The following is a 16,159-nucleotide window of genomic DNA, read 5'->3' as shown; positions in this document are numbered from 1 at the left end:
CGGTGAATTGACGAGTGAATTGATATTAGAATGCCAGTGCTGCGATCGCCCTCACTTCGGTTCTTGCAATTCCCTCTCAACTTCACTCTTAAGCTATGCCAGTTTCCACCCCTCCTCAGTTGCTTAGCCAGCACACCTGTTTTGGCGGCACCGTCGGCTTTTACAGCCACCCCTCAGAAGTCTGTCAGGGGGAAATGAAATTTTCGGTCTATCAGCCGCCTCAAGCAAAAACTGAGTTTGTGCCGGTGCTGTATTTCCTGTCGGGACTTACCTGCACTGAGGAAAACTTCATGGTCAAGGCAGGCGTACAGCAATTTGCCGCCAAACATGGACTGCTCCTCGTTGCTCCCGATACCAGCCCGCGTGGAGCAAATATTCCCGGTGAAGATGACGATTGGGATTTTGGCACAGGCGCAGGCTTTTATGTAGACGCAACTGCGGAACCTTGGCGATCGCACTACCGCATGTACAGCTATGTTGTAAACGAACTTCCAGCCTTAATTGCTGCCCATTTTCCCGTTCAGGAAGACCGTCAGGGCATTTTCGGGCATTCAATGGGTGGTCATGGTGCGCTCATCTGTGCGTTGAAGAATGGCGATCGCTACCGTTCTGTTTCTGCCTTTGCCCCAATTGCCGCGCCGATGCAGTGCCCCTGGGGACAAAAAGCATTCACCAACTATCTCGGTCCGGATCAGGAAAGCTGGCGGGCTTACGATGCCAGCGAACTTGTCCTTACTGCTGCGTCAAATCGCCCTATCCTAATCGATCAAGGCACAGCCGATCCGTTTTTGGAGAAGCAGCTTTTACCCCACGTCTTTGAGCAAGCCTGTGCCAAAGCCGGACAACCTCTAATTTTACGGATGCAGGAAGGATACGATCACAGCTACTACTTCATCAGCACGTTTATGGAAGACCATATTCGCCACCATGCCGATATCCTATGGAAGTAAGCTAAATCTTTTTAACGTCCTTTAACGCCCTCAATATGCTGGATTCTTTAAACGCGCTTTTGGGTCGTCATCCTGAACGGGTCAAGGCTCACGTCGAAATCTACACTTGGCAAACCTGCCCCTACTGCATTCGCGCCAAAATGCTGCTTTGGTGGAAAGGAGTCAACTACACCGAATATAAAATTGACGGCAACGGAGCCGCCAGGGTCAAAATGGCAGAACGGGCTAACGGACGGCGCACCGTTCCCCAAATCTTCATCAACAACCAGCATGTTGGCGGCTGTGATGATTTGTATGAGCTAGACACTCAAGGAAAGCTAGACCCCCTACTAACGCAGAACTAGTACAAAACTAAATGGCGCTTGAGATTCCGCCGCCGCTAATTGATCATCCTGAATACCAGGTTCACCATCGCTGGATGAGTCGGGCGATCGCCCTTGCCGCTGCTGCTGGAGATGCGGGTGAAGTACCCGTGGGGGCAGTGATTGTAGAGGGCGATCGCCTGATTGCCGAAGCAGAAAATCGTCGTGAACGCGATCATGACCCTACTGCCCACGCTGAAATTCTGGCTTTGCGAATTGCCGGACAGCAATTGCAAACCTGGCATCTGAACTGCTGTACCCTCTATGTCACTCTAGAGCCTTGTCCTATGTGTGCTGGGGCGATCGTGCAGGCTCGGTTAGGCAGGATCGTCTATGGCGCAGACGATCCTAAAACGGGGGCAGTTCGCACCGTTGCAAACCTACCCGATAGTGCCTGCTCTAACCACCGATTGCCCGTACTGGGTGGAATCTTAGAATCGACCTGTCGCCAACAGCTTCAAGCCTGGTTTGCTCAACGTCGATAGAAAATGCTTGGAGAAGAAAGTACTTTTGTCATCCCTCTATAGGATGACATGGCCAAGATTTCTATATACTCAACGTGAGAGGTGTATTCTGCTCTGTCGGCGGCCTTATTCCAGGACAGCCTCAGAACTGTCCCTCAGCAAGAAGACAAGCCATTTTGGGCGGCTTATGGTGTACATAACGACACTTCCAGTGCCCCTGATATCCTGTTAATCTCTATGGTTTTGTTCAACTCCTTCTTGGAATCCGTCAAAAGCTCTGTAGACACCGCCGTAGATACTGCAACGCCCCAAAATGCGATTGATTCGCGCTTCTCACCCTGGCTAACCCCCCTGGTCTACCCGCTGGCGCGTCGGATTGTGCTGCCCTTCTACTTCGGCAAAATTGAGGTGACTGGGCAAGAAAACTTGCCGATGACGGGCCCTGTGATTCTAGCTCCGACCCATCGAGCGCGCTGGGACGCAATTATGGTGCCCTACGCGACGGGTCGCACTGTAACCGGACGAGATCTACGATTCATGGTGACCGCTGACGAAGTTAAAGGCATTCAGGGTTGGTTTATCCGTCGGTTGGGGGGCTTTCCAGTTAATACAAAGCGTCCAACCGTTGCCAGCTTGCGTCATGGGGTAGAGGTTTTACAGAACGGCGAAATGCTGGTGATTTTTCCAGAGGGTGGCATTTTTAGAGACGGTCAGCTTCACCCGCTGAAGCCAGGTTTAGGGCGATTAGCAATTCAGGCAGAAATGAGTCAGCCCGGACTGGGCGTACAGGTCGTTCCGATCGCCCTGGATTACGGGGAAGCCTTTCCTACACGGGGCTGTAACGTGAAGATTCAGATAGGCAAGCCGCTGAAGGTCGCTAATTACGTTCAGGGTGCCGCAAAGCAAGGTGCCAAGCGTTTTACGGCTGACCTGGAAGCTGCACTCAGAGCCCTTGCTGGAGAAGCAACGGAAGCCGAGGCAGAGATGCTTTCAGCTTTTGGCTAGGAAGGTAAGTTTTGGGTTCGGGTTAAGTCTTCTGACAGCATGAGTTACGCTCTGCTAGCCCATCCTACAAGAGCTAATTGTCTAAACCCTTAGTCTCTCTTCCTAGACTCCCAGCGTGATTTGCCAACTGTTCAATCGACCTGTATTGAGTTGAGCATGATCGACTACTCGGAGCTGCCAGCGGCCCGTTGCTGAGCGGTTTAGGAGTTGGCTCAAAGCTGCAGTAGTTTGAAGTGAATAAGTGGCTTGAAGGCGGGTTCTACGCCCCAGGGTGCGGTTTTGCAGTAGCACCGTTTGACCTCCGGGAGCAATTAGGCTGATTTCCAAGTCGCCCAGGAAGGTGTGCTCGACATCCACATAAACTTGGACATCTCTAACCAGACCAGACTCAGAAACCTGAATGGGGCTGGCAATGCCCTGTAAGTTAAAGTCAGGAATGTTGAAAGCGTTGAAATTTTGTTGCTGAATTCGACGGGAAGCGGTGAGCGGTGCTGCTGCGCGTCGTTGGGCTGCCTGTACTGCTTTGAAAGCATTTACTTTACCGTAGCCAAACCACTGTGAATGCCCGTTGGTGTCGTAGGTACCCTTCTGCAACCCAAGCTGTGGGTCCGGATCTGGATCAACTAATTTATCAGCCGTTTCCTGTAAGATTTGCCTCACTTCTCGTGCGGTCAGGTTAGGGTTTGCAGACAGTACCAGGGCCGCTACGCCAGCGACGACAGGACAAGCGCTGGAGGTGCCGCCAAAGGTTTGGGTGAAGCCAGTAGGATCGTAACCCGCAGATCCAAGGCGATCGCTCGTAAACACGCCTTTACCCAGCAAATTGCCTGAGACTGGGGGGGCAGTATTGACAAATCCGGCTTCCTGGAACCAGATCACGGGAGAAGCATTGTTGCTAGGGGCGGCTACTGAGATGTTGGTGCCCCAATTGCTGTAGACGGCTTTTTTGCCTGTGCTGGTGGTGGCTGCAACTGCAATTACATCGGGATGCACTGCGAAGCCGCTGAGCCAGGGTGTAACCCCGCGCAGCAAATTTCGCGTCCAGCCCTGCTCGTTGATTTCACCGGAAACGGGGCGGTTGGCATTTCCTGCTGCAAAGACGATGACACAGCCTTTACCGTCGCGCCCTTCTGTTGCAGCTCGTGTAATTGCCGCCCGCTGACGTAGAGAAAGGGGAAAATAGACGGCACTGGAACCCCAGCTACAGGAAATTACCGAAGCTCCGTTGTTTAAGGCCCAGTTAAACAATTGTTCGACCGCGTCGTCATCCAAAAAGCCTGTTGTGCGAATGGGCATGAAGGCGCAGCCAGGAGCCACACCGACGATGCCTTCTCCGTTTTCTTCAGCGATCGCCACCCCCGCACAGGAAGTCCCATGATTTTCCTGCTGCTCTTCGGGCATAGGCAGGAAGTCTTTTCGCTTCAGGTCTCTCGGTGCAACGATTTTGCCCTTGCCCTGAAAGTCAGGATGGTTCAGGTCAAAGCCATCATCGGCAACAGCGACGACAATCGAGCGGACTCCGCGAGTGATGTCCCAGGCTGCTTCTGCTGCAATGTGAGAGCTGGCGGTGAGGTCACGGGAGCCACCGTTGTTCTGCAAGTACCACTGTTTGGGGTATTGGCTGTCGTTGGGGCGATATAGCTTTTGGGTCTTGATGACGACGTTAGGTTCTGCGGTCAGTACGTCGGCGCGACGCATCAGTTGATTCGCTAGCTTCACTGGATTGGCTGGAGCCTGCTGCGTGACTTGAAAGACGTAAGTGTTGGGAATTCCGGCGACGGCCTGTTCTAGCTCAAGCCCTAAGGAGGTGGCGATCGCCCGTGCACCTGCCCCATCCATCTGGGTTGCAAACTGAATTGTGATTTGGTCGGTTAAATAGATTCTTGTGCTTGGGTTGTTTTGAACGTGATAGACGTGGCTGGCAAAGGAAACATCCTCTGAGGTTCGCGCGATTTGCATGGCTCGATCCAGCTGATCGGGTGCAACCTGAAGCTCAATCAGCCGACCGGATGGCACAGGTAAAGCTGCCACTGCCCCGACCTGACGCGCCAATTCTGTTAAAGAGCGGTTTGGGATGGGACGCACGGTGAAGCGATCGCCCACTTTTTCGAGCGCTAACTCTTCTCCACCTCGCTGTAAAATCACTCCTTCACTCTCTGGCAAAACGCCACTGTCGTTAGGTAACTCAGGTGAACCTGGAGGATTGACAGAGCCAGTCATACAAGTCTTGTCCTTGGTAACGTAGGTCGATAGGTTGGGACTAAAGCCATCCTATAGCAACCCAACATACCTCAGATAAGCAGTTGTGGGGCTTGTCCAGACATAACAATAGGAAATTTCAAACCGTGTTCAGTAGACTTCCTGCAGAATCACTCTTTGAAGCACCACCGTTCATGCAGGAGATTTAGTCATTCCTAACTTGCACTCGGCAAGATGGGAAGCGAAACGGTGAAGGTTGTTCCTTTGCCAACCATACTGGAGACGGAAATCTTTCCTCCGTGCAGTTCAACGGCTTCCTTCACGATCGCCAGTCCAAGCCCTGTACCAGGAAGCTTGCCCGTATTGCTGCATCGGTAGAAGGCTGTAAATAGCCTTGTCTGATCTGCCTCGGGAATGCCAATGCCCTGATCTCGAATTTGAAAGATGGCGTTTCCCTGCTGATGGCTCAGTTCAAAGTAAATCTTGCCTCCCTCAGGGGAGTACTTCACCGCATTCAGCAGCAAGTTAGTCAACAGGTGATTCAGCAAGTTTTGATCCATCCAGACCTGATCCATCTGCTCCTGACAGACAAATGTCAGATCGTGTTGGCTGCCTGCATTCAGTTGAATTTCCTCTGTCAAGTCGTGGCAAAACTGAACCAGATTTAGGGGAGCCGGAGCAAATCCTAACTTTCCTGCCTCAGCTCTAGCGACCAACAAAACATCATCCAGAATTTGGGTGAGCCGCTTGACAGCATTATCCATGCGATCGCAATATCGCTGTTTTTTCTCTTCGGTCATGTTTAGGCTGGGTTGCTGCAACAGGTCTAACGACATGGATATGACGGATAGAGGCGTGCGCAGCTCATGGGAGGCGATCGCAATAAAGTGAGATTTCAGTTCGCTCAGTTCCCGTTCCTGCTCTAGCTGTTGGCAAGTTTCTGCGGCCCGCTTGCGCTCTGTGATGTTTTCGGTAATTCCAACAACCCGGTAGACCTGACCCTGCTCGTCATAGACCGGAAAAGCCTGATCTCGAATCCACACAACCGAACCGTCCGGGTGGATCAGTCGATATTCCTCATCGTAGTTACCCAGCGATTCACGGCTAAAGTCAGGCGTTACCTTTTCACGATCTTCTGGATGAATGCTGTCGTACCAAATTCTGGGGTTTCGGTATGCCATTTCACAGGAGTAACCACAAATCTGTTCGTAGGCAGGACTGACATAAATAACCTCACTGCCGTCAGCGGAGCAGATCCAAAAAGCTTCGTCGATATTTTCTGCAAGTTGGCAAAACTTTTCCTCACTCAGTCTCAGTGATTTTTCAACCTGTCGCCGTTCAACGAGTTCCTGCTTTAGTCGCTCATTGCTCAGTTTCAGTTCGCGTTCTTTTTGAGTCAGTTCATAGACCAATCGGTTGAGCGACTGAGAGAAATTTGCGATCTCGTCTTGCCCCCGCACAACAGGAATCAACACTCTTGCGTCACCCCGCCGAATCCGGTTAGCGGCATGGGCGATCGCCCACATGGGTTTAGTAATGTAATCTGCTATAAACCAACCTAAAACAGCGACTAAACTACCTAGTCCCAAATTCCAAGATAAAATCTGACGCTGTAGGCGATGGGCTGGAGCAAATGCTAAGTCGGTCTTTTGCCGTACCAGCACAACCCAATTCAACCCTTCATATTCGCGATAGCCGTTGCTAGCGGTAAAGCCAGTAATGTAAGACTGATGGTCGGGCCAGACCTCGCTCAGGTAGCCTGTTTTCGCCAGAGTCGCCTCTTGAAAGCTTTCCAAATAATCCAACTTCTGGTCAAGCAATTCGGCGGGTCCCAGCAAAACGACCCCATCCTCTCGCAGCACGAGTAAATCCTGCTCTTGGCTTCGCAAATTGCGGGATAGAGCATTCTTTAAACCTTCTGCCCATGCCCAATTTAGGTGAGCTGCAAGAACGCCAAGGGGTTTTCCTTGGAGATCATCAACCGGTACGGCGAAATCAACAAAACGCAACGTATCCTTAGTCGGGTTCGGCAGCAAGCTCGCTAAAAGTACGGCTTCATGCACATCGCCGACGAAAGTATCAAGTTTCCCACTGATGAACCAGGGTCGTTCTGAGACATCTGCACCCTCTAGAAGTCCACCTGTGCTGACCTCAACCGTGCCTTGAGGGTTGGTCAGTCCAATCCAGGAGTAAGCAGGATAGGTGCTTTGCAGTTTTTCTAGGAGTAACCGTTTTGCCGTGATTGGGGAATTAGAATCCCGAATTGTGTCGATTGTGGCAACGATTTGAATATCTCGATAGCGCTCAAACATGCCACTATCAAGTCGGTCTGCCATCTGGTAAGCCAAATATGCCAAATCTTGTCCAGCATCCTGTTCGATCTGCTGGGTAGCAGTTTGCCCAATGGTTAGGCTAGCCAACATCGAAAAAATTAAGGCGATCGCGGCGATTGTTAATCCGAACCTTGCTCTAACGCTACGACGAGGATTCAAAACGGCGACTAATCGGCGCGGGATTATAAAGTTTGCGAACATCCATCCCTCGTCACTGCGATCGCCCTCTGCAAAGGTCAAATTTACTGAGCTTGTTTGAGCCCAATAGATATGGGAATCGCAAATATGGTAGTAACAGATCAGCTTTCACGCCCTCAGGAAAATCACGGAAAACGCCCAAATCCCCTCCAAAAACACTCCTCTAGGTTGAAGCTATATTTCAAATTTGTTGAACTGTAAAATGCTCGATCAAACTGCAATGCCTTTGCTTGAAGCGCTGCGCGTCCAGGCTCAGCGGGCTCACGCTCCCTTTTATACACCTGGACACAAACGGGGACAGGGCATCGCTCAGCCTCTTGCAGATTTACTGGGAACAGCAGTATTTCAAGCCGACTTACCTGAGCTGCCAGATTTAGACAACTTGTTTTCACCAGAAGGCGTAATCGGGCAGGCTCAAGAACTGGCTGCTGAAGCGTTTGGGGCAGACCGTACCTGGTTTTTGGCAAACGGTTCTACTTGCGGACTTGAGGCAGCCATTCTAGCTGTGTGCAAATCAGGCGAAAAGATTGTGCTACCTCGCAACGTGCATCGTTCGGCGATCGCCGCCTTAATTTTGTCTGGTGCAATCCCGATTTTTGTGGAGCCAGATTATGATCCCCAACTGGGGATCGCTCATAGCATCACACCCGATTCCGTAGCTCATACACTCAAACAACATCCAGATGTAAAAGCAGTATTGGTGGTTTACCCAACGTATTACGGTGTTTGTGGAGATATTCGGGCGATCGCTCAAATGGTTCATCAGCATGGCATTCCGCTATTAGTTGATGAAGCGCACGGTGCTCATTTTGGCTTTCACCCAGACTTGCCGATTTCAGCCCTATCAGCCGGGGCAGACCTGGTAGTGCAGTCTACCCACAAGTTGTTGGGCGCGATGACTCAGGCGGCAATGCTGCATGTTCAAGGAACACGGGTGGATGGCGATCGCCTCAGCCAAACGTTACAGCTTGTCCAATCCACTAGCCCCAGTTATCTCCTGTTAGCCTCACTCGATGCCGCCCGGCAGCAAATGGCGACTCAGGGCAAGCAACTGATGACCCAGACGCTAGCCCTGGCACACCAAGCTAGAACACAACTGAGCCAAATTTCTGGATTATCTGTTTTAGGCCCAGAATCAGCAGGACTGACTCCCGGCTTTGTTGCCCTTGACCCAACTCGCCTCACAGTGACGACCACTCGCTTAGGGCTAACCGGTTTTGCAGCAGACGAAATTTTGCACCAGCAGTTAGGCGTTACCGCAGAGCTACCTTCCCTTCAGCACCTCACCTTCATCATTAGCCTGGGCAACACTGCCTCAGACATTGAGCAGTTGATAAACGCCTTCAACCACCTGTCTTCTCAGTACCCCTCCCCATCCGCCCAACCTCTGGAGCGTGCTTTAAAACCAATTGAAAAGGTTGATTTTTCGTTGGCGTCGCCAACGAAAAATCAACCTTTGAAGCAAAGCTTAATCTCCAATCCCCAATCGCCGATTTCTCCCCGCCAAGCCTTCTTTGCTCCAACTGAAACCCTGGCGATCGCCCATACTATCGGTCACATCAGCGCTGAAATCGTCTGCCCTTATCCTCCTGGCATTCCCGTCTTGCTGCCTGGTGAAGAGATTACAGAAGGGGCGATCGCCTATCTTCAGCAAGTGATGGCGGCGGGGGGAGTGATCACCGGATGCGCTGACCCCAATCTTGATACCCTAAAAGTCGTGAAGTTGTGATGGCTATCGCTTGAGGCACAGCAAGCTATCCTTGAAGCGTCTCAAAGTTCTTCAACCTCCCCTACTTGCATGTCTCCTTCCCCCTGGCCCTACTGCACTCCTGGCATTCCAGATGATTTATTTGAACGTCTGCCAGGAATTCCGATGAGCAAGCGAGAAATTCGACTGCTGATGATTTCTCATTTGCGTCTGCGTCCCAATGCGGTGCTGTGGGACATCGGAGCAGGAACCGGGACAATTCCCATAGAGGTTGGGCTGCTGTGTCCCAAAGGGCGCATTCTTGCGATCGAGCGCGATGAAGAGGTTGCCAATTTAATTCGTCGTAATTGCGATCGCTTTGCCGTCCAAAACGTAGACGTAATCGAAGGGAGTGCCCCAGAATGCCTTAAAGATCTGGCTTATGCACCGCATTGCGTTTGCGTAGAAGGTGGTCGCCCCGTCAAAGAAATTTTGAAAGCTGCTTGGGATTATTTGCGCCCTCAGGGTCGGATCGTGGCAACAGCAACCAATTTTGAAACTCTTTACGCCATCTCCGAGAGCCTGGCAGAACTGCACGTCCGAAATATCGAAGTCGTGCAGTCTGCAGTCAATCGCCTGGAAACAAAGGGCAATCACCAGGTTTTTGCTGCGGTTGATCCAATGTTCGTCTTGAGCGGGGAGAAGTTAGAGTAGGGAATCCAACCTCTACCAGTAGTTCTAGATCTCATACCAAATCCGTCTGTAGAGTAGCGGTAGCGATAGGGGCGAAGCATTTGGTCACAATTCCTGCCATTGAAGCACAATTCTTTTATCGAATGCTTCGCCCGCACACCAAATAGTGCTTCTTTACAAAACGGATTTTGTATCGGACCCTAACCCCAACTGTTTCTCAATATCCTGAGTTGTGTCCAATCGCGTCACATAAGAGTGTTCAGCTTCGGTAAAAGGCTCTAGCTGCTGTTGAGCTAGTAAATCGGCTGTGGCATCGGCAATATCTCCGGTGCGCTGCTGAAGGCGGGTTCGCAGCACTTCCAGGGGAGCGTCACAGTGAAAGATTTGTAGGGGAATTTGATGCGCCTCGGATTGGGCGATCGCCTCTGCCCTCAGTGTCTGACGGTCATACTTGGCATCTAAAATCACAGAATAGCCTTGAGCTGCAAGCTGAACTCCCAACTCCAGCAATCGCCTGTAGGTTTTTTGCGTCATTTCTGCGGTGTACAGGTCATCGCTACCCTTCTGGTGCAGCGGAATGCCACCTAAATGCTTTCGTACTGCATCAGAGCGAAGGTGGACCGCACCGAGTTTACGCGCCAGAAGTCGAGCTGTAGTACTCTTCCCGGAGCCTGACAGACCTGACATCAGAATTAATTTACCCTGCTGAGAGTGGGCATTCTCCCAAGCCAGACGATAGTAGAGTGCTGCGGTTTCTTTGGCTTTTTGCTTGGCTGCATCAGGAACGGCGGGGTCGTCTAGCAAAAAGCAAGTGATTTTTGCCCGCACGTAGGTCTGACGGCTGATGTAGATGGGCAACACGCGCAGTCCTTCCCAATCGCCTGTTTGCTCGACATAGGTATTGAGGAACAGCGCGCCCAGGTCGGGACGCTGCCTGACCGCCAGGTCCATAACAATGTAAGCAACGTCATACATCACATCAACAAAGCGAAATGGCTCGTTGAATTCGATGCAGTCAAATAAGAAGAGTTCGTTTTGCCAGAAGCTGATGTTGCCCAGGTGCAAATCACCGTGACATTCGCGAATTTTGTCCTGCTGCATTCGTTTGACAAACAGATCTTGCTGCTCCTGGAAGAAGCGATCGGTGTAGGTTTTGGTTTCGTCAAACTGCTTCTGAGTTTGAGCAACGCCGATGTAGCGTTCGGTTTGCTCGTAGTTTTCGTCAAAGGCCTGCCGCACCTGAGAAACTTCACCAAATTTACGGACGTAGTCGCTGGTGGGCGAGTTGGCGTGAAAGGTGGCAATCGCCTTTGCCAACTCCACCAACAATTCCTCGGTCAGCTTGCCCTGGTCAAACATGGAGTTCAGTAGCGTCTCCTGGGGAAACTGCCGCATTTTCAAGGTGTACTCTACAGGCTGCTGCTCATCGCCTAAGTGAAGTTCTTCCCCAATCTGACTAATAGGTAGAACTTCTAGGTAGATCCCTGGTGCACCGCGCTGGTTGAGCCGCTGTTCCTCCAAGCAAAAGTGGTGGCGCTGTTCGAGGGTAGAAAAGTCTAGAAAGCCAAAATTGATTGGCTTCTTGAGCTTATAGGCATATTCTCCTGTCAGCAGCACATAGGAAATGTGCGTTTGGATGAGTTGAATTGGCTCCTGCACCGAATGCGGATAAAAACTGGGCTGCATCATCTGCTGAATCACGGGCGGGAGCTTGGAATCGGACATAAGGTTGGCAGGTAGGTTAGAAGTTGAAGTTGAAAAATGGGCTGCAACTAAAAAGCCAGGGACAATTCCCTGGCTAAGTGACTAATTTAGGTCAATTGGCGATCGCTTGTCATCCTATTCGGAAGCTGAAGCAGTCTCATCTGCATCGTCATCAGACGAGGTACGCCCAGCTAACACGGAAACAACAACTCGATCTGGCTCACCCACGGCCTCAACCCCCTTGGGCAGCTTTAATTCATTCACATGAATTGAATCACCAACCTGAAAGTCAGTTACGTCTACTTCAATCGTTTCTGGAATGGCCTCGGGGTCACACTGCACCTGCAATTCAGTTAAAACTGTATCCAAAGCGCCACCGCCCATTCTCACGCCAACGGCTTCGCCCACAAAGTTGATGGGTACGGTAACTTCAACACTGGACTGAGCCGCAATGGAGAAGAAGCTAATGTGATAGATCGATCTGCGCCAGGGGTGAGTTTGTACTTCCCGCAGCAGCGCCTTACCGCTCCAGGGCAGGTCAGGGATCTTCACTTGAATCAAGGTGTTGTTGAGAGAAGCTTTTCTGACCAGCGTTTCGGCATCTTTGGCATCGAGGGTTAGCGAAACGGATTCTGCCCCTTGATGACCGTAAAGCACAGCTGGCATCCGTCCCTCGCGCCGAAGTGCCCCTGCTTTGCTACCGGGGGCACGCTTTTGACATTCAATTGTGAGTTCCATACGAGTAACCTAACTGGGTCTATGACTGTAAATTGAGCAATCCGAACACTGGCAATCTGAAACTGGCAATCCGAACACTGGGCAATCCGAACTGGAAACTTGAGGAGCCAAAACAAGACTAATTCTGGTCTAGTTCCTGCCTGACACCAACTTTAGACTTGGGCTGTTTGAACGGTACCATTGCTGTAAAGCAGTGCCCGCTTGGGTCCGTGGATCGGATCTTCGACGATGATCGTCTGATCGCGACTGGCTCCTAGAGACACAATGGCGATCGGTACTTCCATCAGTTCCGCTAGAAACTTGAGGTAGTCAAGCGCTTGACGCGGCAAGTCATTTAGCGATCGGCAGTGGTCGGTTGACTGTTTCCAACCTGGAAGCGTTTTGTAGATCGGCTGGCAGCGGGCAAAGTCGCGAGCATTGCTAGGAAAGTCGTGACAGCGCTGCCCATCGATTTTGTAGGCAATGCAGACATTAATTTCCTCTAGCTCGTCCAGCACATCCAATTTGGTGACTGCGAGACAATCCAAACCGTTGATTCGGACGGCGTAGCGACCAATAACTGCATCAAACCAGCCACAGCGACGTTTGCGCCCGGTGGTAGTGCCAAATTCTGCGCCGCGATCGCACAGTAACTCTCCCATTCTGCCATTTAGCTCTGTGGGAAAGGGCCCTTCTCCAACTCGTGTTGTGTAGGCCTTGGCAACGCCAATCACGCGATCGATCATAGTTGGCCCAACGCCAGACCCAACGCAGGCTCCACCGGCTACCGGGTTTGAAGACGTGACATAAGGATAAGTGCCGTGATCTAGATCCAGCAAAGTCCCCTGTGCCCCTTCAAACAAGATGTTGCGACGCTTTCGTACCGCGTCGTAGATTTTGAGAGAGCTATCAACTACGTGAGGGCGCAGTCGTTCAGCATAGCCCAAATATTCTGCAATCACCGCGTCAGCATCCAGCGGCGGCAGTTCATAGAGCTTTTCTAAAATGACGTTTTTGTGGCTAATCGTCCAGCGCAACTGCTCTTTCAGACCTTCTGAATCCATCAGGTCAATCACGCGAATGCCAGTTCGCTCAGACTTATCAGCATAGGTAGGGCCAATTCCCCGTCCCGTTGTGCCAATTTTGTAACTACCGCGACGCTCTTCAGAAGCCTGATCGAGCAGTCGATGATAGGGCATCGTGACGTGAGCTGTTTCGGAAATCAGTAGATTTTCTGTAGAAATATTTAGCGCTTCTAGCTGATCTAGCTCCTCGATCAGCCCCCTCGGATCGATCACCGTACCCGAACCAATGATGCATTCCGTGTCGGGGTAGAGGATGCCAGAGGGAATCAGGTGCAGCTTAAAGGTCTGATCTTTAACCACGACAGTGTGTCCAGCGTTGACACCGCCTTGATAGCGAACCACGACATCTGCGGACTTACTGAGCAAGTCCGTGATTTTGCCTTTTCCTTCATCGCCCCATTGGGCCCCGATTACTACGACGTTAGCCAAGGGTCTATCAGTTTCTAAAGTTCACACAAACTACAATTATCAGCAGTGGATGTCACTACTGTCAACTTTCACGAAGAGAGGTTTCTGTGGCTTTATATGCTGAGCTACATCGCCACTTAGGTGGCTCTGTTGTGCCCCGCGTGTTGTGGCGGTATTTTCAGCGCAACCGCCCTGACCTGGCTCAACAGTTTGATGAATATGGTGCTTTTGAGGAATTCTACACCCGTCCTCGCAATACTTTAGATGAATATCTGGAGCTGCACACGCTGGTGGAGAGCGTCCAGACGGACGAAACGCTGCCTTATTTTGTCTATCGGTTAATGCGGGGAGCGTACATTTTTGAGAATTTGGCTTATCTGGAGTTGCGCTACACCCCTTATCTCCGCACCTCGGATCAGTTGAGTCAGTCTGAGCGAATTGATCAAATGACTCAAATTGTGGAAATTGTGGGGCGGGCAAGTCAGTTGGGCGATTACCCGATCGTGACCAGCCAGATCTTGTGTATGCACTCCCGCTTGCCCTATGAAGTAAATCGGGCGATCGCCGATCTCGCTGCCCAGATGAAGCAATATGTTTGCGGCATTGACCTGGCGGGTGGAGATGCCCACTATGCTGAGCGACTCGATGAATTTGTGGAACTGTATGACTATGCGCGATCGCTTGGGCTGAACACCACCGGACATCTCTACGAAACCAGCGAAGGTTGTTACCCTGAACTTTTGCCCTACCTAATGCGTATTGGGCACGGTATTCAGATTCCGCTGCTGCATCCCGAGCTATTAGGTGAAATTGCTGAGCGAGGACAATGCTTGGAAGTTTGCCCCACGACCTACTTGAAGACGGGAACTTTAGAGAGCATTCATCAACTTAAGTTGGTTTTCGATCGCTGCTTTGAAGCCGGAGTCGATATTGCTATTTGTACGGATAACGCTGGACTGCACAACATGCGTTTACCGTTTGAGTATGAGAGCCTGCTGACCCATGATGTGATTGGCTTTGATCAGCTACAGGCTTGCCAGGAAGCGGCTTTCCGTCATGCTTTTGCCTGGCCTCATCGTCAACGCCCTGCCTCAATCCTGACTGAAATTTTACAACCTGAATCAAGGTCAGAATCTAGCGCGATCGAAGATTCATTGCTTTCAAAGCCGTTGAAGATTTAGTAGACGGCATCGAACAATCTAAAAAAATTGATTTTGCTGAGTGGGGATGGTTCACCAGATATCCATTCTTTCTGTAGGGGCGCACTGCGGTGCGCCCCTACGTAGTTCACACGTTCAGATAGCAACCTCAAAAAAATAGAGCCTGAAGGAATTCCCTCAGGCTCTATTTTTTTAATCAATCAAATAGCTAATCAATCAAATAGCTTCGCTATGATTCGCGGCGAAGTGCAGCTTCTACCTGAGCAAATTCTTGCTCCAAGCGCTTTCTTAACTTTTCGGGAACTGGACGGTTGGGGTAGGAGCTATAGTGTCCGGCCAGGGAGTTCAGCGCTGTCCGCATGGTTGTAAAGGAACTGAGCTTGGTTACGGAGTTGTCCCGGCGATAGCGGGAGGCGAAGTCGTTAATTCTTTGCCGTGCTTCTGTCTGGGCGACTGCCTTATTGGGAGAACCATCGGGTAGTTCGATCGCTGTTCTTAAGCTGTTGACCAGAGCCAGCGTATCTTCACGGTAATTTCCGGTCAACCCAGCGGGAGCGGAGGTGCAGCCCATCAAACCAATTACCAGCACCAGAGCCAGAGCCAGAAAGCGAGACAAAAACTTCTTCATAAAACCTCAGAGTCAGGAAAAGCTTAAGACAATTGCAATCAGTTCCAAGAAATGATTGGTGATCAGCGGGGATCACGATTATTGCCAATCTTATCCTGATCCGAGAGGAAAATTTCCTGCCCTGGGATAGGGAAAGTCTGCTACCGCTACAAATTTCTCAAAAATAGGGGTTAACCAATGTAGCCGAACTTTTGAGTAAAAGAAGGCTACTAACTTCTACTACACAAAAGCTTTATAGAAGCTGAAGCTTTATCAAAATTGCGTGATGCCTTCTACATCAATCACTGAATAGGATGCAATACAGCAAAGTTTGATTTTTAGGTAGATGCGAATTTGTTGTTTTAGTAAAAATACTGATTGACACTTTTCAGGATAATTCTACCTATGTAATTATTCTGACATTCAAATAAAGTTCGTCACTTCGCTAAGAGGCGATTCAGAATTCTTTCAGTCTCATTACATTGATAGCCGAGTTCCAGGTCTGCTGCTGACTGAACTCGTAGTTTTCTGTACGGATTCGACCTTGAGCTTTTCAGAATTACACCTCTCCTGACCCGGAGTTGAAA

The 16,159-nt window shown here is 50.7% G+C and carries 13 protein-coding genes; 7 read left to right on the top strand and 6 right to left on the bottom strand.

The window, feature by feature from the left end; translation table 11 throughout:
• The first annotated feature begins 95 nt into the window (after positions 1–95).
• From fghA to H6G00_RS21665, 4 genes are all read left to right on the top strand, one after another.
• Positions 96–950 (top strand): S-formylglutathione hydrolase, encoded by an 855-nt coding sequence (gene fghA, locus H6G00_RS21680; protein WP_190798335.1) that lies wholly within the window; start codon positions 96–98, stop codon positions 948–950.
• Positions 951–985: 35 nt separating this feature from the next.
• The gene (grxC, locus tag H6G00_RS21675) at positions 986–1,294 is read left to right on the top strand and encodes a glutaredoxin 3 (protein ID WP_190798334.1); all 309 of its coding nucleotides are present in this window, start codon (positions 986–988) and stop codon (positions 1,292–1,294) included.
• Between the two features lie 11 nt (positions 1,295–1,305).
• Positions 1,306–1,797 carry a tRNA adenosine(34) deaminase TadA gene (tadA, locus tag H6G00_RS21670; protein WP_190798333.1) on the top strand — a complete coding sequence of 164 codons (492 nt, stop codon included), beginning with the start codon at positions 1,306–1,308 and terminating at the stop codon, positions 1,795–1,797.
• Between the two features lie 81 nt (positions 1,798–1,878).
• Positions 1,879–2,781: a lysophospholipid acyltransferase family protein gene (locus H6G00_RS21665; protein ID WP_347278212.1), complete on the top strand. Its 903-nt coding sequence runs from the start codon at positions 1,879–1,881 to the stop codon at positions 2,779–2,781.
• A gap of 102 nt (positions 2,782–2,883) precedes the next feature.
• Here H6G00_RS21665 and H6G00_RS21660 read toward each other — a convergent pair whose 3' ends face one another.
• The gene (locus H6G00_RS21660; RefSeq protein ID WP_190798332.1) at positions 2,884–5,001 is read right to left on the bottom strand and encodes a S8 family serine peptidase; all 2,118 of its coding nucleotides are present in this window, start codon (positions 4,999–5,001) and stop codon (positions 2,884–2,886) included.
• Between the two features lie 194 nt (positions 5,002–5,195).
• Positions 5,196–7,553 (bottom strand): ATP-binding protein, encoded by a 2,358-nt coding sequence (locus tag H6G00_RS21655; RefSeq protein WP_190798331.1) that lies wholly within the window; start codon positions 7,551–7,553, stop codon positions 5,196–5,198.
• A 160-nt stretch (positions 7,554–7,713) separates the two neighbouring features.
• On the opposite strand from H6G00_RS21655, the gene H6G00_RS21650 reads away from it, so the two are divergent.
• Positions 7,714–9,240, top strand: coding sequence for an aminotransferase class I/II-fold pyridoxal phosphate-dependent enzyme (locus H6G00_RS21650; protein WP_190798330.1), 1,527 nt, complete (start codon positions 7,714–7,716; stop codon positions 9,238–9,240).
• A 69-nt stretch (positions 9,241–9,309) separates the two neighbouring features.
• Positions 9,310–9,912 (top strand): precorrin-6Y C5,15-methyltransferase subunit CbiT, encoded by a 603-nt coding sequence (cbiT, locus tag H6G00_RS21645; protein ID WP_190644153.1) that lies wholly within the window; start codon positions 9,310–9,312, stop codon positions 9,910–9,912.
• Positions 9,913–10,065: 153 nt separating this feature from the next.
• On the opposite strand, the gene H6G00_RS21640 is transcribed toward cbiT, so the two are convergent.
• The 3 genes from H6G00_RS21640 to H6G00_RS21630 all read right to left on the bottom strand — a co-directional run bounded on the left by H6G00_RS21640 (position 10,066) and on the right by H6G00_RS21630 (position 13,826).
• Positions 10,066–11,616, bottom strand: coding sequence for an AAA family ATPase (locus H6G00_RS21640; protein WP_190798329.1), 1,551 nt, complete (start codon positions 11,614–11,616; stop codon positions 10,066–10,068).
• Between the two features lie 114 nt (positions 11,617–11,730).
• Entirely contained in the window at positions 11,731–12,333 is a 603-nt protein-coding gene (locus tag H6G00_RS21635; protein WP_190644155.1) for a 50S ribosomal protein L25/general stress protein Ctc, read from the bottom strand.
• A gap of 152 nt (positions 12,334–12,485) precedes the next feature.
• A complete protein-coding gene (locus tag H6G00_RS21630; RefSeq protein ID WP_190798328.1) occupies positions 12,486–13,826 on the bottom strand; it encodes an adenylosuccinate synthase in 1,341 nt (446 codons plus the stop codon).
• An 86-nt stretch (positions 13,827–13,912) separates the two neighbouring features.
• Here H6G00_RS21630 and H6G00_RS21625 point away from each other — a divergent pair, with 86 nt between their 5' ends.
• A complete protein-coding gene (locus H6G00_RS21625; protein WP_190798327.1) occupies positions 13,913–14,986 on the top strand; it encodes an adenosine deaminase in 1,074 nt (357 codons plus the stop codon).
• 208 nt (positions 14,987–15,194) lie between these two features.
• Here H6G00_RS21625 and psb27 read toward each other — a convergent pair whose 3' ends face one another.
• Positions 15,195–15,593: a photosystem II protein Psb27 gene (psb27, locus tag H6G00_RS21620; protein ID WP_190798326.1), complete on the bottom strand. Its 399-nt coding sequence runs from the start codon at positions 15,591–15,593 to the stop codon at positions 15,195–15,197.
• Positions 15,594–16,159: the final 566 nt, after the last annotated feature.

The organism is Leptolyngbya sp. FACHB-541 (assembly GCF_014695875.1).
In the GTDB taxonomy this organism is placed as follows: Bacteria; Cyanobacteriota; Cyanobacteriia; order Elainellales; family Elainellaceae; genus JAAUTN01.
The sequence above is the reverse complement of the archived record's forward strand: the minus strand, read 5'-3'. Positions and strand labels throughout refer to the sequence as shown.